The sequence below is a fragment of the Pseudomonas oryzihabitans NBRC 102199 genome, assembly GCF_000730625.1.
Taxonomy (GTDB): domain Bacteria; phylum Pseudomonadota; class Gammaproteobacteria; order Pseudomonadales; family Pseudomonadaceae; genus Chryseomonas; species Chryseomonas oryzihabitans.
Genome location: NZ_BBIT01000005.1, coordinates 1 through 22,869, shown reverse-complemented (window position 1 = coordinate 22,869; position 22,869 = coordinate 1). Strand labels below are relative to the sequence as shown.

General features: G+C 67.7%; 21 protein-coding genes. 7 read left to right on the top strand and 14 right to left on the bottom strand.

Going from position 1 to position 22,869, the window contains the following annotated elements; genetic code table 11:
- Nucleotides 1-88 precede the first annotated feature (88 nt).
- Together POR01S_RS06390 and POR01S_RS06385 are read right to left on the bottom strand one after the other, a co-directional pair.
- Entirely contained in the window at nt 89-493 is a 405-nt protein-coding gene (locus tag POR01S_RS06390; RefSeq protein ID WP_027600650.1) for a YkgJ family cysteine cluster protein, read from the bottom strand.
- A gap of 3 nt (nt 494-496) precedes the next feature.
- Entirely contained in the window at nt 497-1,069 is a 573-nt protein-coding gene (locus POR01S_RS06385; protein ID WP_027597415.1) for a xanthine phosphoribosyltransferase, read from the bottom strand.
- 180 nt (nt 1,070-1,249) lie between these two features.
- On the opposite strand from POR01S_RS06385, the gene POR01S_RS06380 reads away from it, so the two are divergent.
- Nucleotides 1,250-3,307, top strand: coding sequence for a methyl-accepting chemotaxis protein (locus POR01S_RS06380; protein ID WP_042134635.1), 2,058 nt, complete (start codon nt 1,250-1,252; stop codon nt 3,305-3,307).
- 51 nt (nt 3,308-3,358) lie between these two features.
- Here the strand turns inward: POR01S_RS06380 and POR01S_RS06375 are convergent, their stop codons facing one another.
- The 11 genes from POR01S_RS06375 to POR01S_RS06325 all read right to left on the bottom strand — a co-directional run bounded on the left by POR01S_RS06375 (nt 3,359) and on the right by POR01S_RS06325 (nt 14,112).
- Nucleotides 3,359-3,625 carry a hypothetical protein gene (locus POR01S_RS06375; protein WP_042134633.1) on the bottom strand — a complete coding sequence of 89 codons (267 nt, stop codon included), beginning with the start codon at nt 3,623-3,625 and terminating at the stop codon, nt 3,359-3,361.
- 89 nt (nt 3,626-3,714) lie between these two features.
- On the bottom strand, nt 3,715-4,821 hold the full coding sequence (locus tag POR01S_RS06370; RefSeq protein WP_042134631.1) for a curlin: 1,107 nt from the start codon (nt 4,819-4,821) through the stop codon (nt 3,715-3,717).
- 76 nt (nt 4,822-4,897) lie between these two features.
- Nucleotides 4,898-5,569 carry a dethiobiotin synthase gene (gene bioD / locus POR01S_RS06365; RefSeq protein ID WP_042134629.1) on the bottom strand — a complete coding sequence of 224 codons (672 nt, stop codon included), beginning with the start codon at nt 5,567-5,569 and terminating at the stop codon, nt 4,898-4,900.
- Between the two features lie 5 nt (nt 5,570-5,574).
- Nucleotides 5,575-6,390 carry a malonyl-ACP O-methyltransferase BioC gene (bioC, locus tag POR01S_RS06360; protein ID WP_042134628.1) on the bottom strand — a complete coding sequence of 272 codons (816 nt, stop codon included), beginning with the start codon at nt 6,388-6,390 and terminating at the stop codon, nt 5,575-5,577.
- Nucleotides 6,371-7,096 carry an alpha/beta fold hydrolase gene (locus POR01S_RS06355; protein WP_042134626.1) on the bottom strand — a complete coding sequence of 242 codons (726 nt, stop codon included), beginning with the start codon at nt 7,094-7,096 and terminating at the stop codon, nt 6,371-6,373. Before POR01S_RS06355 ends, bioC begins: the two co-directional genes overlap by 20 nt.
- Before the next feature lie 7 nt (nt 7,097-7,103).
- Complete coding sequence (gene bioF / locus POR01S_RS06350; protein WP_042134624.1) at nt 7,104-8,279, bottom strand: 8-amino-7-oxononanoate synthase; 1,176 nt, start codon at nt 8,277-8,279, stop codon at nt 7,104-7,106.
- A 137-nt stretch (nt 8,280-8,416) separates the two neighbouring features.
- Nucleotides 8,417-9,466, bottom strand: a complete 1,050-nt coding sequence (gene bioB, locus POR01S_RS06345; RefSeq protein WP_027600655.1) for a biotin synthase BioB — start codon at nt 9,464-9,466, stop codon at nt 8,417-8,419.
- A gap of 279 nt (nt 9,467-9,745) precedes the next feature.
- Nucleotides 9,746-11,296: a phospholipase D family protein gene (locus tag POR01S_RS06340; protein WP_042134621.1), complete on the bottom strand. Its 1,551-nt coding sequence runs from the start codon at nt 11,294-11,296 to the stop codon at nt 9,746-9,748.
- Nucleotides 11,293-12,573, bottom strand: coding sequence for an NAD(P)/FAD-dependent oxidoreductase (locus POR01S_RS06335; protein WP_042134619.1), 1,281 nt, complete (start codon nt 12,571-12,573; stop codon nt 11,293-11,295). Before POR01S_RS06335 ends, POR01S_RS06340 begins: the two co-directional genes overlap by 4 nt.
- A gap of 173 nt (nt 12,574-12,746) precedes the next feature.
- A complete protein-coding gene (locus tag POR01S_RS06330; protein WP_042134617.1) occupies nt 12,747-13,556 on the bottom strand; it encodes a class I SAM-dependent methyltransferase in 810 nt (269 codons plus the stop codon).
- A gap of 67 nt (nt 13,557-13,623) precedes the next feature.
- Complete coding sequence (locus POR01S_RS06325) at nt 13,624-14,112, bottom strand: Lrp/AsnC ligand binding domain-containing protein (protein ID WP_007159864.1); 489 nt, start codon at nt 14,110-14,112, stop codon at nt 13,624-13,626.
- Between the two features lie 157 nt (nt 14,113-14,269).
- Between POR01S_RS06325 and dadA the strand changes: the two genes are divergently transcribed.
- The 4 genes from dadA to POR01S_RS06305 all read left to right on the top strand — a co-directional run bounded on the left by dadA (nt 14,270) and on the right by POR01S_RS06305 (nt 17,800).
- Nucleotides 14,270-15,568, top strand: coding sequence for a D-amino acid dehydrogenase (gene dadA / locus POR01S_RS06320; RefSeq protein ID WP_042134615.1), 1,299 nt, complete (start codon nt 14,270-14,272; stop codon nt 15,566-15,568).
- Nucleotides 15,543-15,899, top strand: a complete 357-nt coding sequence (locus POR01S_RS06315) for a RidA family protein (RefSeq protein WP_027597427.1) — start codon at nt 15,543-15,545, stop codon at nt 15,897-15,899. Before dadA ends, POR01S_RS06315 begins: the two co-directional genes overlap by 26 nt.
- A 93-nt stretch (nt 15,900-15,992) precedes the next feature.
- Nucleotides 15,993-17,063 carry an alanine racemase gene (alr, locus tag POR01S_RS06310; RefSeq protein WP_042134613.1) on the top strand — a complete coding sequence of 357 codons (1,071 nt, stop codon included), beginning with the start codon at nt 15,993-15,995 and terminating at the stop codon, nt 17,061-17,063.
- Nucleotides 17,064-17,245: 182 nt separating this feature from the next.
- Nucleotides 17,246-17,800: a cupin domain-containing protein gene (locus tag POR01S_RS06305; protein ID WP_027597429.1), complete on the top strand. Its 555-nt coding sequence runs from the start codon at nt 17,246-17,248 to the stop codon at nt 17,798-17,800.
- A 278-nt stretch (nt 17,801-18,078) separates the two neighbouring features.
- On the opposite strand, the gene POR01S_RS06300 is transcribed toward POR01S_RS06305, so the two are convergent.
- Complete coding sequence (locus POR01S_RS06300) at nt 18,079-18,630, bottom strand: DinB family protein (RefSeq protein ID WP_042134611.1); 552 nt, start codon at nt 18,628-18,630, stop codon at nt 18,079-18,081.
- 148 nt (nt 18,631-18,778) lie between these two features.
- On the opposite strand from POR01S_RS06300, the gene POR01S_RS06295 reads away from it, so the two are divergent.
- On the top strand, nt 18,779-19,756 hold the full coding sequence (locus POR01S_RS06295) for a glycosyl hydrolase 53 family protein (protein WP_235389961.1): 978 nt from the start codon (nt 18,779-18,781) through the stop codon (nt 19,754-19,756).
- A 283-nt stretch (nt 19,757-20,039) separates the two neighbouring features.
- Nucleotides 20,040-22,652 carry a cellulase family glycosylhydrolase gene (locus tag POR01S_RS06290; protein WP_042134609.1) on the top strand — a complete coding sequence of 871 codons (2,613 nt, stop codon included), beginning with the start codon at nt 20,040-20,042 and terminating at the stop codon, nt 22,650-22,652.
- Nucleotides 22,653-22,869: the final 217 nt, after the last annotated feature.

Sequence of the window (22,869 nt, the reverse complement as noted above, 5' to 3'; positions counted from 1 at the left end):
ATGAGGCTTCTGTAGGAGCGGCCCATGGCCGCGATAGTCCAAGCCAGAGCGGTCGCTACGGCGCACCGGCATGGCCGCGATCAGGGATTCAACGCAGCTTCTGCGGCTTGTAGGCGCAATACCCCGGGCGCGGGCCGACCCTTGGGTGGTTGCGGCAGGTTTCCGGACGCTGGTCGTAAATGGTGCACAGCCGCGTCTTGGGATGCAGATAGACGCAGTCGTTGTTGGACAGCCGCACCAGGGTGAACAGCCCGGTCTTGGCATTGAGGCGCTCGACCACGCCGTCCTTCTTGAGTCGCTTGGCGATGTCCTTGAGCGGCTCGCCCTTCTCGAATTCGTCCACCACGCCCATGCGGATCAGATCGGACAGGCGGGCTTCCACCGGCAGGGTGCAGCAGCTGGACACGCAGTCCAGGCACATGGCCTTGTCGTAACGGATCCAGGTTTCGGTGCGATCGAGATCGGCCCCGAGAATGCGCAGTATCTGAGCCATGGCTTACTCGGCGAAGGTGACCTGACCGTCGGCCAGGGAGGCGACGCGGGCCAGGGATTCGACGCGATAGCCCTGGGCGTCGAGTTCGGCGCGACCGACCTGGAAGGACTTCTCGATGACGATGCCTAGCCCTGCGACCTGGGCCCCGGCCTGACCGATGATGGAGATCAGCGCCTTGGCCGCCTTACCGTTGGCGAGGAAGTCGTCGATGATCAGCACCCGATCGTCGGACGAAAGGTGCATGGTAGAAACGGCGATCGTACTTTCCGTCTGCTTGGTAAAGGAATAGACGCTGGCCACCAGCAGGTTGTCGGTCAGGGTCAGCGACTGGTGCTTGCGGGCGAAGATCACCGGCACGCCCAGCTCCAGTCCGGTCAGCACCGCCGGGGCGATCCCCGAGGCTTCGATGGTCACGATCTTGGTGATGCCGGCGTCGGCGAAGCGGCGGGCGAACTCCTGACCGATGTCGCGCATCAGCGCCGGATCGATCTGGTGGTTGAGGAAGGCATCGACCTTGAGCACCTGCTCGGAGAGTACTTGGCCTTCGCTGCGAATCTTGGCTTTGAGGCGTTCCACGCGGACGGTCCTTTAACGGCAACGCCCGGGCCTGAGTGCAGGACCGGGTCTGGGAATACGGGAGGGCGGCGATTGTGCCCTATCTTTCAAGAAAGTCGTTAGTTTGCCGACAAATCGTCCTATAGCTATCCGCAACGGATAGCCGACGCTTGCCGGTGGCTGGCACAGGAGTGGTCGAACATGAGTGTTTTGTTGTCACCGGGTATGCGCGTGCTGAGCCAGTTCGGCTTCGCCCGCAAGTTCGCCCTGCTGCTGGTGCTGTTCATCCTGCCGCTGGCGGTCAGTCTCTGGCTGCTGGGCGCCGATTTCCAGGCCAAGCTGGCCACTGTCAGTGGCGAGCGCAGTGGCGTGCGACTGCTGCAACGGCTCGACGCCGTGGAAGAAGAACTCACCCTCCGACGCAACCTGACCGCGCGCTGGAAGGCGATCGACACCAGTCGGCAGGAGACGCCGGCCGTGCAGGCCGCCATCGCCGCCCTGGAAAGTCGCAACGACAGTCGGCGCGAGCGGCTCGCCCAGCTCGGACAGCAACTGGAGAGCGAAGGGGCCAGCGCCGATGTGCAGGCGCGCTTCAAGACCCTGCAGCAGGCGCTCGCCGGGCTTGAGGTCAGCGATCTGCGCAGCCTGGGCTGGTGGCCGGATGGCTACGACAGATTCACCGCCGCCCTGGGGGCCGTGCAGGCGCTGCGCGAGGAGATCGCCCTGGAAAGCGGCCTCATCCTCGATCCCTGGATGGAAACCTACCTGCTGATGCAGATCGGCACCACCCAGTCGGTCGAGTTGTACGAGCGCCTCGGCCGCCTGGCCAGCGTTGGTCAGGCCAGTATGGTCTCCGGCCAGTTCAGCCTGCAGAGCCGCCTGCAGTTGCGCGACCTGCGCGCCCGCGTCGGCGATTCCAGCGAGAGCCTGGCCAAGGTCGCCGTGCTGCTCGGCAACAAGCTGCCCGCCGACATGGCCGGCTGGAAGGATGATTACCAGAAGCTCAGCAGCCAGCTGGACGCCAGTCTCAAGACCCTCGATCAGGGAGTGTTCGGCGGCGAGATCACGCTCAAGCCGGAGCAGTTCGAAACCACCCTGGACGGGGTCCTGCAGGGTCTGCAGACCTTCCGCCAGCAGACCCTGAAGAACCTGGACCAACGGCTGCAATACTATGGCGCCGATGCCGTGCGCAGCTTTGCCGCCATCGCCGCCGGCTTCGGTCTCCTGCTGGTGGTGACCTGCTACCTGCTGCTGTGCATGCAGGCCGCCATTCGTGGCAGCGCCCGGCGCATCACCACCCTGGCCGAAGGCCTGCGCGACGGCGACCTGACCCGTTCGGCCCAGGTGACTGGCCAGGACGAACTGGCCGAGATCGGCCGCGCCCTGGACCTGGCCGTGGTGCAGCTGCGCGGCAGTCTGCAGGCGGTCGAGCAGGAGAGTCGCCAGGTGGGCACGGCGTCCGGGGAGCTGGGTCAGCAGGCCGAGGCGGCGCTCGGCGCCGTCGAAGCCCAGCGCCAGCAGATCACCCAGATCGCCACCGCCGCCACCGAACTGGCCGCCACCGCCCAGGGCGTGGCCCAGAGTTGCGAAGAAGCCGCCGGGCGCGCCGAGCAGATGCGCGGCATCGCCGAGGCCAGCCAGAGTGACAGTCGCCAGACCACCGCCAGCATCCAGCGCCTCAACCAGCGCCTGGACGAGACAGCTGCGGCCATGGCCCAGGTCAATGCCCAGGCCGGGCAGATCCAGCAGGTGGTGGACGTCATCCGCGGCATCGCCGAACAGACCAACCTGCTGGCGCTCAACGCCGCCATCGAGGCGGCCCGGGCCGGTGACCAGGGAAGGGGCTTCGCGGTGGTCGCCGACGAGGTACGTTCGCTGTCGCAGCGCACCCAGGCCTCCACGGCGCAGATCGCCGGGACCGTTGGCAGCCTGAGCGGCACCGTGGCCCAGGCCGTGTCTCTGATGCAGGAGGCCTGCGGCCAGGCCGCCAGCGATGCCCAGTCGATCACCGGGCTGGGGCGGCGGCTGGAAGAGATCGCCGAGTCGGTGCAGGGCGTCTCCGACACCCTGGTGCAGATCGCCACCGCCGCCGAACAGCAGGCGGTCACCGCCGACCAGGTCAGTGGCAATATCCAGCAGATCGATGGGGCCGCGGCCGATCTGCTCGGCAATGCGCGCACGGTGCAGAGCACGGCGGTAGGTCTGGAGGCGGGCAGTCGCACCCTGACGGCCAACACCACCCGCTTCCGCCTGGGCTAGCACGCAAAAGGGGCGCCTTTCAGGGCGCCCCTTTTGCTCAAAGCTTTCTGATCAGGCCCGGGTATCGAGCAGCCGGCCCAGGGTTTCCTGCGAGGCCTGCATGACCTTGGTACCGGCCAGCGCCTGGTACTTGCCGACATCCAGATTGACCAGCTCGCTGGCCAGATCGGCCTGGCTGTTGGTGGTCGCGGCCAGGGCTTCCTGTACGTTGCGGGCCGTTTGGGAGGCGAGGGCGGCACCGGCCTTTTCGACCGTGCGGCTACCGTTCTGGTAGGCCTGCACCCCGGCATAGAGCGAATTGCTTGAAGTCACGTTCATGGACAGGGTCCTCGACGGTGATGTCAAAGGGCTATTGAAGCAGCTTTGACGCCAAAGAACCAGCAGTCCCTGTCACCGCCTGTGTCCGGCTATTGCTGGATCGTCGCCCGATTGCCCTGGCCGCTCTGGCGCAGGTCGAGGCTGTTGCCCGCACCGACCTGACTGATGGAGGCGTACTGGCTGGCGCCCTGCTGGCTAACGCTGACGCGCGCATCGCTGGCCAGTCCTGCCTGCAGCAGATGGCCATCACCCAGTTGCTCGACGCTCAGCTCGAGGTTGTCGCCCACCCAGACCGCACTGATCTCGTTGTCGTTGCCCTGGGTAGTCAGGGTCAGGCGCGAATCCTCACCGCCGATCAGGACGCCGGCGCTGTTGCGATAGCCCTGCTGTTGCAGCTCGAGGCGGTTGCCATTGCCGGTCAGATTCACCTGGACGGCATTGTCGTCGCCGAGTTGCCGCGCGCTGACGCGCTGGGGGCTGGCGTCGAGGCCGTTCTGCTGCACCGCCGCCTGGTTGCGGTTGCCGATCTGGATCAGCTGGACGTCCTGCTGCCGCGCGCCCTGGCGAGCGCCGGCCCGGTTGTCGTCGCCGCGCTGCTCGACCACCGCCCGGTTGGCGGCGCCACCCTGCAGCAGCTCGACCTCGTTGCGCGCGCCCAGGCTCAGCACGTCTTGGACGTGATCCTCGCCCACCTGCCTGAGTCGCGCCGCGCTGTCGCGACCGTCCTGGAACAGATTCAGCCCGTTGCGCGCGCCCTCCTGCTCGATGCGCAGCCGCTGGTCGTCACCGCCCTGGCGCACCAGGGCTTCGTCGAGCAGGCCGCGCTGGACGATCTCCACCGTATTGCGCTGGCCATGGCCCTGGTAGACATAGGCGTGGCTCTGGCTGGCTTCGCGCTGGTCGATGCTGACCTCGCGCGCACCACCGGCGGCCTGGGTGACATTGGTGAAGTTGCCCACGCCGCCCTGCTCGACGCGGGTACGGTCGCCCTGGGAGACGCTCTGGGTGAGATAGGCCTGGCTGGCACGACCGCTCTGGCTGACCTCCAGGGTGCCCTGGCGGGTATCCGGCGCCTGGCTCAGGAAGGCGCCGAGGCGCTCGCCGCGCTGCTCCACGCGGGTCTGGTTGTCCAGCGCCCAGGTGGTGCTGGTCAGGCCGAGCAGGCCCAGGCAGGTCAGGAACTTGAAGGTAGGCACTCGGGCGATCCGGCAGCGGCAGACAGGGCAGTCTGCCGCCGGCCTGGCCCACCGGCCATCGCCCGAAAGACTGATATCAGCCGGGCAGGCGCAGGTGCGCGGCGACCGCCGCCGGCGTGGCCGCGGCCAGGTACGGCACCGTGCCCAGGCAGGGCGCCGGCAGGCGTTCGTGCAGGGTGGCCAGGTTGTCGTCCAGGCGCAGGGTGGCCGGTGCCACCAGGTTGGCCACCCAGCCGGCCAGGGTCAGGCCGTCGGCGAGGATGGCCTCGGCGCTGAGCAGGGCGTGGTTGATGCAGCCCAGGCGCACGCCCACCACCAGGACGACCGGCAGACCCAGCTCGCGGGCCAGATCGGACAAGGACTCCCGGCCGGCCAGGGGCACGCGCCAGCCGCCGGCGCCTTCCACCAGGGTGAAGTCGGCCTGCAGCGCCAGGATCCGCCGCACCGGGGCGGCCAGGGCGGCGACGCTGAGGTCGATGCCGGCTTCGCGGGCTGCCAGATGCGGGGCGATGGCGGGTTCCAGGGCGATGGGATTGATGTCGGTGTAGTCGAGCGGCAGCGAGGTCTCGCCGAGCAGGGCCAGGGCGTCGCCGTTGCGCAGGCCCGCGGCGGTCCGTTCGCAGCCGGAGGCCACCGGCTTGACCCCGGCGGTGGCGAGACCCTGCAGCCGGGCCCGGTGCAGCAGGCCGGCGGCGATGGTGGTCTTGCCGATCTCGGTGTCGGTGCCGGTGACGAAGTAGGCGGACATGGGGGTCATTCCTTGCGCAGCAGGACGTGGATCACCTGGTAGGTGGCGGGCAGGCCGGTGGGCTCGCGCAGGCTCTCGTAGGCCTGGGTGAAGGCGGCCAGGCGCTGGCGACCGGTGAGGCCCTGGGGACGTCCCTGGTTGAGGTTGTGGGCGCCGATGGCCTTGAGGTGCTGGGTCAGGGCGCGCAGATCGGGGAAGTGCAGCCGCTCGGGCGCGACCTCCAGCGTCAGCCGCTGCAGGCCGCTGGCCTGGGCGGCGGCGACATAGGCCGTCTGGGGGCGGAAGCGATTGACGTGCACCTGGTCGTCCACCCGGGCCCAGCTCTGGCGCAGTTCGTCGAGGGTGCCGGCGACCAGGCTGCTGAAGGCCAGCACGCCACCCGGGCGCAGGATGCGCCGCGCCTCGGCGAGCACCCTGGGCAGATCCGGGCACCACTGCAGGGCCAGGCTGGAGACGATGAGATCGCAGCTCTCCGCGCGCAGCGGCAGGCGTTCGGCATCGGCGGTGAGGTAGTGCCGGGCACCGGCGCCCTGGGCGCGGGCGTGGCGGAGCATGCCGGGTGCCAGGTCCAGGGCCAGGCCTTCGGCCTGCGGATAACGGCGGGCCAGGGCGCGGCTGCAATAGCCGGTGCCACTGCCCAGGTCCAGCCAGCGTTGCGGGTCAAGCCAGACTTGCTTGTCTAGAGCGTGTAGCCGGGCGAGCAGGCCATCGGCGACCCGGCGTTGCAGCAGGGCGGCGCCGTCGTACTGCGCGGCGGCGCGGGAAAAGGACAGCGCCACCTGGCGCTTGTCGGGCAATACGTCAGCCATCGCGTCCTGCATAGATGAATTCACGGATACGGGTGGCCACCTCGTCCGGGCGTTCCAGGGGCAGGCCATGGCTGGCGTGCTCCAGGACCTCGACCTGGGCATTGGGCAGCTCGTCGCGCAGGGCCTGGGCCGCCGCGGCCGGCACCAGGGCGTCGTGGGCGCCGAACAGGTGCAGCTGGGGACCGCTGAAGGCCTGCAGGGCGGCGCGGGTGTCCAGGCGTGCCAGCAACTCCAGGCCGGCGATGACCACCTCGGGCTCGATCTCCGGCAGGGTCACCTGCAACTGGCGGGCGAGGGTGCGGCTGTCGCGGGCGCCCTGGGCCACCAGCAGGGTGAAGCGCCTGAGGGTCTGCTCGGCGTCCAGCGAGCAGGCCTCGAAGAAGTCGGTGAAGACGCTGCGCGCCATGGCGGTCTGCCAGCCGGCGCGGGCGACGAAGCAGGGATTGCTGGCCAGGGTGATGAGACCGTGCACGCCCTGGGGGCGGCGCAGGGTGAATTCGCTGGCGAGCATGCCGCCCAGCGACCAGCCGGCCAGCCAGCCGCCTTCGGCGATGCGGGCTTCCAGGTCGGTGAACCAGTCCTGGGTGTCGGCCAGGGCCGGCAGCGGCTCGATCAGCACGTCGAGAAAGGGTGCCTGCTCGACGAGTTCGTCACGCAGGGGCTCCAGCGGAGCACTGCCCAGGCCCCAGCCGGGCAGCAAGATCAGGGTATCGCGCATTGGTCGGTCACTTATCCGCGTCAGGCGGTAATTCGGCCATGGCCTGGGCCAGAGCGTCGAGCAAGAGGTCCACGTGCGCTTCGCGATGGGCCGCCGTCAGGGTCACCCGCAGGCGGGCACTGCCGGCCGGTACGGTGGGCGGTCGGATGGCGGTGACCAGGATCCCGCGTCGGCGCAGGGCGGCGGAGAGTGCGAGGGCGCGCGCGCTGTCGCCGACCAGGATCGGCTGGATCGGCGTGGCGCTGAGCATAAGGTCCAGGCCGAGGGCCGTCGCGCCCCTGCGGAATCTCTGGATCAAAGTGTGCAGAAGCTCACGGCGCCAGCCCTCCTCACGGACGAGCTGCAGGGCGGCGAGGGTGGCGCAGGCCACCGCCGGCGGCTGGCTGGTGGTGTAGATATAGGGGCGGGCGAACTGGATCAGCGTCTCGATCAGTTCCTCGCTGCCGGCGACAAAGGCCCCGGCGGTGCCGCAGGCCTTGCCCAGGGTGCCGACCAGCACCGGGACCTGGCCCTGGTCCAGGCCGAAGTGCTCGACGATGCCGCCGCCGCTGGCGCCCAGGGTGCCGATGCCGTGGGCATCGTCCACCAGGGTCCAGGCGCCATGGCGCTGGGCGACCTCGCAGAGCTCGGGCAGGGCGGCCAGATCGCCGTCCATGCTGAAGACGCCGTCGGTGACCACCAGGGTGTCGCCCTCGGCCTTGGCCAGGCGCGTGGCCAGGCTGGCCGGATCGTTGTGCAGATAGCGGCCGAAGCGCGCGCCGCTGAGCAGACCGGCGTCGAGCAGGGAGGCATGGTTGAGGCGGTCTTCCAGCACGGTGTCGCCACGCCCGACCAGGGCGGTGATGGCTGCCAGGTTGGCCATGTAGCCGGTGGAGAACAGCAGGGCGCGTGGCCGCCCGGTGAGGTCGGCCAGGGCTTCTTCGACCTGGTGATGCGGACCGCTGTGGCCGATCACCAGGTGCGAGGCGCCGCCGCCCACGCCCCAGCGCTCGGCGCCCGCGCGCAGGGCGGCGATCACCTGGGGATGATTGGCCAGGCCCAGGTAGTCGTTGCTGCAGAAGGCCAGCAGGGACTCGCCATCCACCACCACCTCGGGCCCCTGGGGCGCTTCCAGCAAAGGGCGGCGCCGATAGAGGTGCTCGGCGTGACGCTGGGCCAGGCGGGCGGCGAGGTCGAAGGCCATGGGGAGTCTCGGTAGCGTTGGAAGGCCCCTCACCCCAGCCCTCTCGCGAGGGGAGAGGGGGTGGTCTGGAGCGCGGGTTGGGCGGTGGTTTACCCTCACCCCGGCCCTCTCCCAGGGGGAGAGGGGAACGGCAGGGGTCAGGCGGTGGCGGCGTCGTAGAAGAGTTCGCCGTTGCGCTGCTCCACCAGGGCCTGCTCGATGGCGGCCTGGTGCACCTCGTCGGCGTGCTCTTCGCGGGCTTCGGGCTGGATGCCGAGGCGGGCGAACAGCTGCATGTCCTTGTCGGCCTGGGGATTGCCGGTGGTCAGCAGCTTCTCGCCGTAGAAGATGGAGTTGGCGCCGGCCAGGAAGGCCAGGGACTGCATCTGCTCGTTCATCTGCTCGCGACCGGCGGACAGGCGCACATGGGACTTGGGCATGAGGATGCGCGCCACCGCCAGGGTGCGGATGAAGTCGAAGGGATCGACGTCCTTTTCCTCGGCCAGCGGGGTGCCCTGGACCTTGACCAGCATGTTGATCGGCACCGACTCGGGGTGCTCGGGCAGGTTGGCCAGCTGGATCAGCAGGCCGGCACGGTCGTCCACCGACTCGCCCATGCCGAGGATGCCGCCGGAGCAGATCTTCATCCCGGCTTCACGAACGTAGGCCAGGGTCTGCAGGCGCTCGCCGTAGGTGCGGGTGGTGATGATGTTGCCGTAGAACTCCGGCGAGGTGTCCAGGTTGTGGTTGTAGTAGTCCAGGCCGGCGTCGGCCAGGGCGCGGGTCTGCTCCTGGTCCAGGCGGCCGAGGGTCATGCAGGTCTCCAGGCCCAGGGCCTTCACGCCCTGCACCATCTGCAGCACGTAGGGCATGTCCTTGGCGGAGGGATGCTTCCAGGCGGCGCCCATGCAGAAACGGGTGGAGCCGATGGCCTTGGCCTCGGCGGCCGCCTCCAGCACCTTCTGCACCTCCATCAGCTTTTCCTTTTCCAGGCCGGTGTTGTAGTGGCCGGACTGGGGGCAGTACTTGCAGTCTTCCGGGCAGGCGCCGGTCTTGATCGACAGCAGGGTGGAGACCTGCACGCGATTGGGATCGAAGTGCTGGCGATGCACGCCCTGGGCCTGGAACAGCAGGTCGTTGAAGGGCTGCTGGAACAGGGCGCGGACTTCGGCGAGAGTCCAGTCGTGACGCAGGGCGGTAGCGCTCATGTGAGATCCTCGATGCATAGGACGGCCGGGTGCCGGAGCGGGGCCGATGAATGCGGTCGACCTTAGCCGAAGTCCTGGTCGACTACTGCTCATAAAATGAGCAATTGCCGGATTTTTCGCAGGGAGATTGATGGAGTCGCAGGTTGGGCTGGAGCGCCAGCGAAGCCCAACGGGACTGGCACGGTGGTGGTTGCTGGGCTTCGACGGTGGAGCCGTCTCAACCCAACCTGCGAGCTAACCCCCTCTCCCCCCGGGAGAGGGTTGGGGTGAGGGCGAAGCCTAGAGCATCCGCTCCAACCCCACCGCCTTGACCACCCAGGCGTTGAAGCGGCGCCAGGCGCTGCCGGGTTCGTGGTGCAGCACCCGCGGCTGGCCGTCGCGTTCGCTGACCCACTCCAGCCGTACCTGCCCGCGATCCTCGACGCGCTTGACGGCGTAGGAGACGCTCGGGTCCATGCCCTGCAGCATCAGCTGGCGCAGGCGGCCGGTGAGGACCGGGCTGTCCACCAGGATGCCGACCTCGGTATTCCACAGCACCGAGCGCGGATCGAAGTTGAAGGAGCCGATAAAGGACCAGCGTCCGTCGATGGCCATGGCCTTGCTGTGCAGACTGGATTCGGATTCGCCAAAGCTGTAGGGCAGCGCGGATCGCTTCTGGTCCGGGCGGGCGCGCAACTCATAGAGCCTGACCCCCTGGGCCAGCAGCGCCGCGCGATAAGGCGCGTAGCCGGCGTGCACGGCGGGCACGTCGGTGGCTTCCAGGGCGTTGGTCAGCACCCGCACATCGACGCCGCGGGCGGCCAGGCCGCCCAGGTAGGCGACCCCCTGATTCATCGGCACGAAGTAGGAAGAGACCAGCAGCAGTTCGTGCTGGGCGCCGTCCAGGGTCGGTTGCAGCTGATGGGTGAGCAGCAGCTGCCAGTCCGGTTCGTCCTCGGCCAAGACCTTGCGCGGCGCATCCCAGAACGCCTGGGCGTGGGCCCAGGTCAGCTCCTGCAGCCAGCCGTCGAGCTGGGGCGCGGTGGCGTAGCGCCGCAGGCGGTTGTACAGCGCCAGGTCGCGGGTGCGTTCGCTGTCGAGGTAGTGATGCAGCCGCGCGCGCAGCCGCACCAGGGCGGTGGGTGAGGGGGCGAACCAGCGCAGTCGCCGGGCCGGCTGGCTCAGCGGACTGTTCCAGTACTGGTCGAAGCTGGTGCCCAGCTGGCGCGCCACCGGACCGGCGGCGAGCAGGTCGAGATCGGTGAAATTCATCTCCGGGCGGGCATCGAAGTATTCGTCGCCCAGGTTGCGTCCGCCGACGATGGCCACGCTGTCGTCGGCCAGCCACAGCTTGTTGTGCATGCGGCGGTGCTGGTGGTTGAGATCCACCAGCCGGCCCAGGGCCCGGGTCGGACCGGTGCTGCGACCCAGGTGCAGCGGATTGAAGACGCGGATCTGCACATTGGGATGGGCCGCCAGCACGGCGATCTGGTAGTCGTTGCCGTCGCTGCTGGTGTCGTCGATGAGGAAGCGGATGCGTACGCCGCGATCCGCCGCCTTGAGCAGTTCGTTGACCAGCAGTCGGGTGGTCAGGCCGTCGTGGACGATGTAGTACTGGATGTCCAGGCTGCGCTGGGCCTTGCGGATCAGCTCGGCGCGGGCGGTGAAGGCGTCGGTGCTGGTTTCCAGCAGGCGCAGTCCCGACAGACCCGGATGGGCGGCGCCGGCGGCGCGCACCTGGCTGTCCAGGGCGGTGCCGGCGACCGGCAGCACCTGGGAGGCGTGGCGCGGAATCGACGTGGCGCAGCCGGCTAGCAGCGCCAGCAGCAGGGGGACGAGCAGGCGGATCACAGGCTGTCCTTGAGGCGATACCAGAGCATGCCCAGGGCCAGCAGCGGCGACCTCAGGTGGCGACCGCCGGGAAAGCGCGCATGGGGCACCCGGGCGAAGAGGTCGAAACCGGCCGACTGGGCCAGGATGGCCTCGGCCAGCAGGTGACCGGCCAGGTGGGTGGCGTTGACCCCATGACCGGCATAGGCCTGGGCATGGAAGACGTTGGGGTGCTCGCGCAGCCGACCGATCTGCGGCAGGCGATTGGCGCCGATGCCGATCATGCCGCCCCAGGCGTAGTCCACCCGCACATCCACCAGTTCGGGGAAGACCTCCAGCATCTTCGGCCTCATGTAGCCGGCGATGTCCCGGGGATCGCGCCCGGAATAGTGGCAGGCGCCGCCGAACAGCAGGCGGCGGTCGGCGGAGAGGCGGAAGTAGTCCACCGCCACGTTCTGGTCGCAGACCGCGCGATTGCCCGGCAGCAGCCGCGCGGCGCGCTCGGCGGAGAGCGGCTCGGTGGCGATCACATAGCTGCCGGCCGGCAGGACCTGGGCGGCGAGGTCGGGTTGCAGGTCGTCGATATAGGCGTTGCAGCAGAGCACCAGGGTGTCGGCGCTGACCCGGCCGCGGGCAGTGTGGACGCGCACCCGGGGGCCGTATTCCAGGCGGGTGACCTGGCTGTCTTCGTGCAGCTGCACGCCCAGCGCCCGCGCCGCGGCGGCTTCGCCAAGGGCCAGGTTGAGCGGATGCAGGTGGCCGGAGCCCTCGTCGATCAGAGCACCCTGGTAGCGCTCGGAACCCACCACCTCCGCCAGGCGGGCCTTGGGCACCAGTCGCAGCGGATGGGGGTAACCCAGCGCCTGCAGCGCGGCATGCTCTTCCTGCAGGTGCCGCCAGTGGCGCGGCTTGTTGGCCAGGTCGGCGAAGCCCCAGGTGAGCGCGCAGTCGATGCCGTGGCGGGCGATGCGCTGGCGTACCCGATCCACCGCCTCGAAGCCCAGCCGCTTGAGTTCGCGTACCCCTTCGGCACCTATGACCGACTCGAATTGCTCGACGTCATGGCCGACGCCACGGATCAGCTGACCACCGTTGCGGCCGCTGGCGCCCCAGCCGATGCGGCGGGCTTCCAGCAGCACCACCCGGGCGCCCCGCTCGGCCAGCTCCAGGGCGGTATTGAGCCCGGAAAAGCCCCCGCCGACCACGCAGACATCCGCCTGGACCTCGCCCTCCAGGGGCGGAAAGTCCAGGTCCAGATTGGCGGTGGCGGCGTAATAGGAAGGCGCGTGGGGCTGCATAGGCGGCGTCTGATTTAGCAGGCGAAAGGGACGAGAGCCTGTTCAAAGTCTTGCGAGCTAGAGCCAGACAAGGAGAACAGACTTGAGGAAGCGGAGTTTACACAGAGTAAATGAGCATTCCGAAAGTCTGTTCGACGCGGTTTGGCCGACGCGCAGCTGACTTTGAATAGGTTCTAAGCCGTCGGGCGTTGGGCGACCAGGGTAAAGCTCATCGGCAACTGGGCGGTCTGGCCGATGTAGCCGTCATAGTCGGCCTCGCGATTGGAGTGCGGATGCTCTTCCAGCCGTTGCAAGCTCAGGCCGGCGTCCAGGCAGGCGGTGACGATGGCCCCCAGGGTATGGATATGCCAGTAGCTCGGCGCGCCCTGGCCGTGATCCAGGCCGTCGTAGGTGATGAGGTCCGCGCTGACCAGCGGCTCGCGGCGGAAGTAGCTGTAGCGCGGCACCAGCGGCTGGTCCGCATGGGGCTCGAAGACTTCCAGGAAGGGATGGGTCTCGTAGATCACCAGACGTCCGCCCGGTGCCAGCAGGCTCTGCACCGCGGCGAAGAAGGCCGGCAGGTCCGGCATCCAGTTCAGCACGCCGATGGTGATCAGCACCAAGTCGTGCTGGCCGAGCCCGGCGGGCAGGGCATAGATGTCGGCGGCCACCAGTCGCGGCGCCAGGCCCGCGGCTTTGGCCAGCTGCTCGCCCTGGGCGAGAAAGGCCGGCGACTGGTCGATGCCCAGGGCGGGCCGGGCGCCGAAGGCCGCCAGGGAAAGCAGTTCGCGGGCGTTGTTGCAGCCGACCTGGGCGCAACTCAGGCCGCGGATGTCCAGTGCGGTGAGGGTGGCGGTCAGGCAGGCATCGAGGACCGAGAAGCCGGGTTGGCGAGCCTGTTCCAGCAGGCGCTGCCAGTCCTCGCCCTGGGCATGCAGCGGCGCCGACACCTCCCAGGCTTGGCGATTGGCGGCGGTGATGAACTGACGCTGGTGGGGATCCATGGGCGGCCTCCTTGGCTGTCGATGCAAAACCCGCAGCCTAGACGGTGATCCCCGGGCTCGCCAGCCGTCAGTCCGGCACCGGCAGGCTCAGGGTCTCCTTGATCTCCTCCATCACGATGTAGCTCTTAGATTCGCGCACATGGGGCAGCTTGAGCAGGATGTCGCCCAGCAGCTTGCGGTAGGAGGCCATCTCGGAGATGCGCGCCTTGACCAGGTAGTCGAATTCGCCGGAGACCAGGTGGCATTCCAGCACCTGGGGCAGCTTGAGCACGGCGCGGCGGAATTCCTCGAAGGTGTCGCCGGACTTGTAGTCCAGGCTCAGCTCGACGAACACCAGCAGCCCGGCCTTGAGGTGCTGCGGATTGAGGCGGGCGTTGTAGCCCTGGATGATGCCTTCGCGCTCCAGCCGGCGGACGCGCTCGGTGCAGGGCGTGGTGGACAGCCCCACCCGTTCGCCCAGCTCGGTGAAGGAGATGCGGCCATCGTCCTGGAGGATGCGCAGGATGTTGCGGTCGATCTTGTCCAGCTCGCGTCTGGCCTGGTGATGGGTACGCATCGCGGGGGTCTCTGCCAAAGGGGTCTTTACCGGAAAATTACTCCGAATATAGGCAATTCTTCAGTGATTAGCACTGCGAGCGGCTTTCTATACTTGCCGTATCTGCCTTCATTCCGACGAAAGCCGGCGAAATCCTCTCACCGGCCAGGAGCTAGCGATGCGTGTACTGGTTTTGGGGAGCGGCGTCATCGGCACGACCAGCGCCTACTATCTGGCCCGTCAGGGTTTCGAGGTGGTCGTGGTCGATCGCCAGGCCGGTCCCGCCCTGGAGACCAGCCATGCCAACGCCGGTCAGGTCTCCCCTGGCTATGCCTCGCCCTGGGCCGCGCCCGGCGTGCCGCTCAAGGCGCTGAAGTGGCTGTTCCAGAAGCACGCGCCCCTGGCCATCCGCCTGACCGGCGACAGCAACCAGTACCTGTGGATGGCGCAGATGCTGCGCAACTGCACCGCGGCGCGCTATGCGGTCAACAAGGAGCGCATGGTGCGGCTGTCCGAATACAGCCGTGACTGCCTCGACGAGTTGCGCCAAGACACCGGCATCGCCTACGAAGGCCGCCAGCTGGGCACCACCCAGATCTTCCGCACTCAGCAGCAGGTGGAGGCCGCGGCCAAGGACATCACCGTCCTGGAGCGTTCCGGCGTGCCCTTCGAATTGCTCGACCGCGACGGCGTGGCCCGGGTCGAACCGGCGCTGGCGGCGGTCAAGCACAAGCTGGCCGGAGGCCTGCGCCTGCCCAACGACCAGACCGGCGACTGCTTCCTGTTCACCAATCGCCTGGCCGAGGAAGCCCGCCGCCTGGGCGTGGAATTCCGTTTCGGCGCCGAGATCCAGCAACTCAGCGCCAATGGCGATCGCATCGACGGCGTCAGGGTCGATGGCGAACTGCTCACCGCCGACCACTACGTCCTGGCCCTGGGCAGCTATTCGCCGCAATTGCTGGCACCCCTGGGCATCCGCGCGCCGGTCTATCCGCTCAAGGGCTATTCGCTGACGGTGCCCATCGTCTATGCCGCCATGGCACCGACCTCGACCATCCTTGACGAGACCTACAAGGTCGCCATCACCCGCTTCGACGATCGCATCCGCGTCGGCGGCATGGCTGAGATATGTGGCTTCGACCTGAACCTGGATCCGCGCCGCCGCGCGACCCTGGAAATGATCACCGGTGACCTCTATCCTCGCGGTGGCGACCTCGCCCGGGCCAGCTTCTGGACCGGTCTGCGACCCGCCACCCCGGACGGGACCCCCATCGTCGGCGCCACCCGCTATCGCAACCTGTTCCTCAATACCGGGCACGGGACGCTGGGCTGGACCATGGCCTGCGGCTCCGGTCGCCTGCTGGCCGATCTGATCGCCCGCAAGCAGCCGCAGATCAGCGCCGAGGGTCTCGACATCTCCCGTTATTCCGCCACCCAGGAGTCCCCGCGCAATGCCCGTACAGCGTCTGCACACTGATCGCCGCCTCAGCGAAATCAATATCCACAACGGCACCGTCTACCTGGCCGGCCAACTGGCCGACGACTTTTCCGGCGACATCTATCAGCAGACCCGCGAGACCCTGGCCAACGTCGACAAATTTCTTGCCGAGGCCGGCAGCGACAAGCAGCACATCCTGGTGGTGACCATCTTCCTGCGCGACATCGCCCTGCACTTCGAGGGCATGAATCGCGCCTGGGACGAGTGGGCCGCCCAGGGCGCCACCCCGGGTCGCACCACCGTCGAGGCCAAGCTGGCCAAGCCGGACATCCTGGTGGAAATGAACGTCATCGCCGCCGTCAAGGCGTAAGACCGCTATTCCCCCTCTCCCCCTGGGAGAGGGCCGGGGTGAGGGCGTTGTCCAGCCCTCCTGTCCCTCACTCTTCCCCTGCCGAGACCTCCCATGCGTCCCGCCCGCGCCGTCATCGACCTCGCCGCCCTGCGCCAGAACTATCGCCTGGCACTTGAACTCTCCGACGCCCGCGCCCTGGCGGTGATCAAGGCCGATGCCTATGGCCATGGCGCCGTGGCGGTGGCCAGTGCCCTGGCGGGCGAGGCCGACGGCTTCGCCGTGGCCTGCATCGAGGAGGCCCTGGAACTGCGCGCCGCCGGGATCCGCGCGCCCATCCTCTTGCTGGAAGGCTTCTTCGGCATCGACGAGCTGCCGCTGATCGCCGAGCACGAGTTCTGGACGGTGATCCACGCCGACTGGCAACTGGAGGCCCTGGAGCGGACTGCCCTATCGCGACCGCTGCAGGTCTGGCTGAAGCTGGATTCGGGCATGCACCGGGTCGGCTTCTTTCCCCAGGACTATGCCGCCGCCTACCGGCGACTGCTGGCCAGCGGCAAGGTCAGCGGCATCGTCAAGCTGACCCACTTCGCCCGCGCCGACGAACCGGACAGCCCGGCCACCGCGGCGCAGATCGCCATCTTCCGCGCGGCCACCGAGGGCCTGCCCGGTCCCACCAGCCTGCGCAATTCGCCGGCGACCCTAGGCTGGCCCCAGGCAGCCGGCGACTGGGTGCGCCCCGGGCTGATGCTCTATGGCGTCTCGCCCTTCGCCACGGCCCAGGCCGCCGCCGAACGCCTGCAACCGGTGATGACCCTGACCTCGCGGGTGATCGCCGTGCGCGAACTGCCGGCCGGCGAGCCGGTGGGCTATGGCGCCCGCTACGTCACCGCCGGGCCGACCCGGGTCGGGGTGGTCGCCCTGGGCTATGCCGACGGCTATCCGCGCCATGCGCCCAATGGCACCCCGGTGGCCATCGAAGGGCGTCCCGGCCAGCTGATCGGGCGGGTATCCATGGACATGCTCACCGTCGACCTCACCGATCATCCCCAGGCCGGGGTGGGCAGCGAGGTGGAATTCTGGGGCCGCCAGGTGTCGGTGGCGGACCTGGCCGAGCGCTGCGACACCATCCCCTACCAGTTGCTGTGCAACCTCAAGCGGGTGGCGCGCAGCTATCGCGACTAGGCCCTGGACGGGGCCTTTGCCCGCTGCCGCCGCCAGGCGAGTGCCGCCCGGGGGCCACACGTCCGCCGTAGTGTTGTAAATCTCGAACAGCGTTGCCATGATGCTGAACACCGTGCCACGGCACGCCCTCAGCGCGTGGCCTGGCCACGTCTCACCCGCCTGCTCGAGGAGTCTTTTCCACCTTGGACGTCGGTGCCCGCCTGCAAACCATCCGTACCCTCAAGGGCCTGTCCCAGCGCGAACTCGCCAAGCGTGCCGGGGTGACCAACAGCACCATCTCGATGATCGAGAAGAACAGCGTCAGCCCCTCCATCAGTTCGCTGAAAAAGGTGCTGGCCGGCATTCCCATGTCGCTGGTGGAATTCTTTTCCCTGGACCTGGAGCAGGACACGCCGACCCAGGTGGTCTATCGCGCCAATGAGCTCATCGACATCTCCAGCGGCGCCCACACCGTGCGCATGCGCCTGGTAGGCCGCGCCCATCCCAGTCGCGCCCTGGCCTTTCTCGACGAGACCTATCCGCCCGGCGCCGACACCGGCGAAGAGATGTACGCCCATGATGGCGAGGAGGCCGGCCTGGTGGTGGAAGGCCGCCTGGAGCTGACCGTGGGCGGCGAGGTGCACATCCTCGAACCCGGCGACAGCTACTACTTCGAAAGCAGCCGCCCGCACCGCTTCCGCAATCCCTTCGAAGCCCCCGCCCGGCTGATCAGCGCGACCACCCCGGCGAATTTCTAAGCGCTTGCGCTATGGCGGTCGCAGGGTGGAAAACGGCGCAGCCTTTTCCACGTGGAAGCCGGTGCCTGGGGGCGCCCTCACCCCAACCCTCTCCCGGAGGGAGAGGGGGCTGTCCGAGTGGGCGTTTGTCCCCAGCGCTCCTGGACAGATTGCGATCGGCCGCCGCGCTAGGAATTTCAGCAGCGAATCGCGGCCATGGGCCGCTCCTACAGGGGTGATGCTTTTGTAGGAGCGGTCGCTACGGCGCACCGGCATGGCCGCGATAAAGACAGTTGCTTCTACAAAGCAGTCCCCCACAACGCCTCCTCATCGATCCCCAGCGCCGCCAACTCCGCCCGGCGTAGTGGTTCGTCCTGGGCGAGAAAGAATTCGTCCAGTTGCGGTGGCGCCACGCCGCTGGCCAGGAGCAGGGCGTGGGCCTGGCCGCGGTGGTGCAGCTGGTGTACGAAGAGGTGCTGCAGGGTGCGCAGTCGCCTTTCCCGGACCGGGCCGCTGGCGCGGGGCAGGGTGATGAGCTGGCTCAGTTGCGGCGGAGCGAGGCCGCGGCACAGCGCGATCAGGCGCTGGTCGCTGGCGGTCTGGGCTGCATGCAGCGTCGCCAGGTCGGGCCAGTCCGTGTCCTGGTAGGGCCGGGGCTGGTCGTGCAGGGCATCGAGATAGAAGCGATCCACGTCGAGCAGATGGCCGAGCAGGGCCCAGAGCGAGCCGAAGAAGGCGGCGGGTTGGGGCGCCCGCAGGGTTTCCGGTGACAAACCGGCGCAGGCCGCCAGCAGGCGATGGTTCGACCAGCGATTGTTGCAGGCCTGGGCCAGCAGCAGGGGAGCGGTCATGGGCAGGTCCTCGACAAGGCGCGCGGACACCTACTGTAACGCGCCTGGTTGTGCGGGGGATCGCAGCCTGGAGGCGTCCATGATTGAGGGGCTGTCGGCACTTTGCCATGCTCCGCCGCTCTGCTGCCCACCTGCAAGGATGCACCTGATGCCTCGAATGTTGCCCTGGTTCGGCCTGGTCGCCGCCCTGTGCCTGGGTGGCCCGGTCCGCGCCGCCGAATCCGTCGCCCTGCCCGAGCTGCCCTACATCCCCCTGGGCGTGGTCGGTCACGACAACAACGCCGCCTATCCCGATGCGCAGATGGAAAGGCGCCTGCAACTACTCGACCGCTACAACCTGCGCAGCTACCGCTCCGGCGAATTCCTGTTGCTGGATCAGCCGCGCATGGATCGCCTGGTGGCCCTGGCCCGCCAGTACCGCATCACCCTGCGACCGGTGATCACCCAGCAGCTGACCCAGGCCCAGGCCTATGCCCTGGCCAAGCGCTATGCCAAGGACATCAAGATCTGGGAGATCGGCAACGAGCAGGATCACTCGCGGGTCGGCGCGGGTATCCGCATCAGTCGCCTGGTGGACATCTACCGTGGCATCCGCCGCGCCTCCGACGAATTGGACGCCGGCCTCAAGACCACCATCAACGTGATGTCCTGCAATTCCTACGACACCGGGCCCAAGGCGCGTTGCCCGGGCGATCGCCTGGGCTCCATGTGGTTTCTCGATCAGGCCAAGGCGGCCGGCTTCGATTTCGACTACATCAGCTTTCACTACTACCCGCACTACCAGGATCGCGGCCACTGGATGGATCTCTACCTGGGGCAGATGCGCGCCATGGCGGAAAAGTACCGGACGCAGATCTTTTACAACGAGGTCAATTGCGCGGAGATCTACAAGGGCACCACCGACGGTGGCCGGCCGGGGGATCGCAGCTGTTATGACAGCCTCGAATACATCCTCTCCGAGCTCAATGGGCGCTATCGCGACATCGTCCGCGAGATCAACGTCTACGAGCTGCTCGACGAGCCGACCCATCCAGTTGCCCATGAGCGTCACTTCGGGCTGATGTACGACCTGGACCGGCCCAAACCGGTCATGGAACTGGTCCGTCGCTATGCCGGCACGCCCTGAGCCGCCAGAAAGCGGACAAACCTGACTTTATCGCTGGGACAGGTCTTTCGGGTGACCAGACGGTCACCGACGAACGGTAGACAAAGTGCCATCATCGGCACCGTACGTCTGGCAAAACGCTGCGTTTACCCCTGCTTCGTGATGGCACGGGTTCTTATTGGTCTAGCGCTTGCACTAGGCTTTGCAGGTGTTGGGGAAACGATCTTCCCCGGCAGTTTTCCTGCTGTACCGAGGTGGGATGCACGGATCGAATCGCGCACCTCGGCCTATCTGGTTCCTTTGCATGACAATCCTTAGCTCCATCTCCCGCCGCCTGCCGCGTCAGGCGCTGCTCTTGCCTGCCCTGTTCGCCACCGCTTCGCTTGCCACCTCCGCCCAGGCCGTTGACCTGGTCGGTCTCAACTTCTCCGGCGCCACCTTCGCCGCCCAGATCCTGCCCGGTGTCAACGACCGCAACTTCATCTTCCCGGCCGAGAGCCATTTCCAGCAGTGGAGCTCCAAGGGCGTGAAGCTGGTGCGCTTTCCCATTCTCTGGGAGCGCCTGCAACCGTCCATGGGGGTCAATCTCGACCCCACCTATGCCGGCCTGATCGATCGCACCCTGGGCTACGCCCAGAAGTATGGCGTCAAGGTCATCCTCGATCTGCACAACTACGCCCGCTACCAGGGCAAGGTCATCGGCGCGGGCGAAGTCCCCTACGAGGCCTTCCAGAATCTCATGACCCGCGTCGCCCAGCGCTGGGGCACCCATGCGGCGCTCTATGGCTACGACATCATGAACGAGCCCCACGACGCCGTGAGCAACTGGCCGACCGCTGCCCAGTACGGCATCGACGGCGTGCGCGTGGTCGATTCGACCCACCCGATCTTCATCGAAGGCAACGGCTGGGCCGACACCACCCGCTGGCCGCAGTGGAACGATGCGCTGCTCAAGCTCAAGGATCCGGCCAACAACCTGATCTTCATGGCCCAGGCCTTCTTCGACACCAGCCTGAACGTGGCGACCCTCTCGCCGAGCTATGGCGTCGAGCGCCTCAAGCCCTTCGTCTCCTGGCTCAAGACCAACAACAAGCGCGGCTTCATCGGCGGCTTCGGCGTACCTGACACCGATGCGCGCTGGTTGCCCATCCTCGACGGCATGCTGGCCTATCTGAAGCAGAACTGCATTCCGGCAACCTACTGGGCCGCCGGCCCGGGCTGGGGCACCTACAACCAGGCGGTCGAGCCGATCAATGGCAAGGAGCGTCCGCAGTGGGCGGTGCTGGCCAAGTACCTGGACAAGGACAGCTGCGCCGGCATCGGCCCGCAGGTGACTCCGACCGCTACCACGCCGCCCAAGACCGAGACCGCCACGGGCGGCGCGACCGCGGGCACCACCGGCGGGACCGGGGCCTCGGGCACGACCGGAGCCACCACCGGCACCACCACCGGCGCCGCGCCGGCCACGGGTAGCGGCACCACCGGCACCACCACGGGCGGTGCCACGACAGGCGCTACCACCGGTGCGGCCACCGGTACCGCCGTCAACGCCGCGACCTCGTCCAAGCTGACCACCGTCGAGCAGCTCTACCTGGCCTACTACGGTAGAGCGGCCGATGCCGGTGGCCTCAACTACTGGGCCTCGCGCCTGGCCAGCGACATGAGCGTCGAGCAACTGGCAGCCACCTTTGCCGCCAATGGCGAGTCGACCGCCCTCTATGGCGCGCTGAGCGGCGCCGCTCTGGTCAACAAGGTCTACCAGAATCTCTATGGCCGCAGCGCCGACAGCAGCGGCAGTGCCTACTGGAGCAGTCGCCTCACCAATGGCGTCAGCTCGCATGCCACCCTGCCGCTGGACGTCATGCGTGCTGCGGCGGGCGACGACAAGACCGCTTTCGACAAGAAGGTGAGCGCGGCGCTTGCCCAGGGCACTGCCACCACGACCACGCCGACCCCCGCGGCCAGCGTGCAACCGGTGCAGAACGTGGTCCAGCCGGTTACCGGTGGGACTGTTGCCTCGGCTCCGCTGAGCGGCTACAAGAACATCCCGCTGGGGGTGGTCGGCCACGACAACAGCGCGGCCTATCCGCCGGCCGAAATGGAAGCCCGCTTGCAGGTCCTGGCTGCGCGCAACCTGCGCACCTATCGCTCCGGCGAGTACCTGGTGATGAACCTGCCCGAGCTGGACCGCCTGGTGGCCCTGGCCCGCAAGTACAACATCACCCTGCGACCGGTCATCACCCACAAGCTGACCCAGGCGCAGGCCTATGCCCTGGCCAAGCGCTACGCCAACGACATCAAGATCTGGGAAGTCGGCAACGAGCAGGACTATTCCAAGGCGGGAGCGCAGGATCGCATCAACACCCTGGTCGGCATCTACCGTGGCATCAAGCAGGCCTCGGACGAGCTGGGCGCCAACCTCAAGACCACCATCAACGTGATGGCGTGCAACTCGGATGACCGCACCGCCACCGCCCGTTGCCCGGGTGATCGCAACGGTGCCATGTGGTTCCTCGATCAGGCCAGGGCGTCGGGCTTCAACTTCGACTACATCAGCTTCCACTACTACCCGTACTTCGATGACAAGGGCTACTGGATGGACATGTACCTGGGGCAGATGCGCGCCATGGCCACCAAGTACAAGACCAAGGTGTTCTTCAACGAGATGAACTGCGGCAACGTCTACCAGGGCAACACCGACGGCGGCCGTGACGGCGACCGGGCCTGCTACGACAGCGTCAAGCAGATGCTCACGGTGCTCAACACCAGCTACAAGGACGTGGTGGCCGAGATCAACGTCTACGAACTGCTCGACGAGCCGAGCCTCTCGGTGATCCACGAGCGCCACTTCGGGATGATGTATGACCTCAAGCGTCCCAAGCCGATCTTCGACATGGTGACCAGCTTCGCCAAGTAAGACCCCGGCGCGGCCAGACCACCGCCCCCGCTACCTGACCGGTAGCGGGGGCGGTGTCTTTTTGGGGGTTAGAAATGGGGGGAGGGTGTCAGTCCGGCCTGGGGCGGGCCCTCACCCTGACCCTCTCCCAGGGGGAGAGGGGATAGCTCGGTAGGGCGAGTCACCGGAGTAACTTCGGACGCCCCCTCTCCCTCCGGGAGAGGGCTGGGGTGAGGGT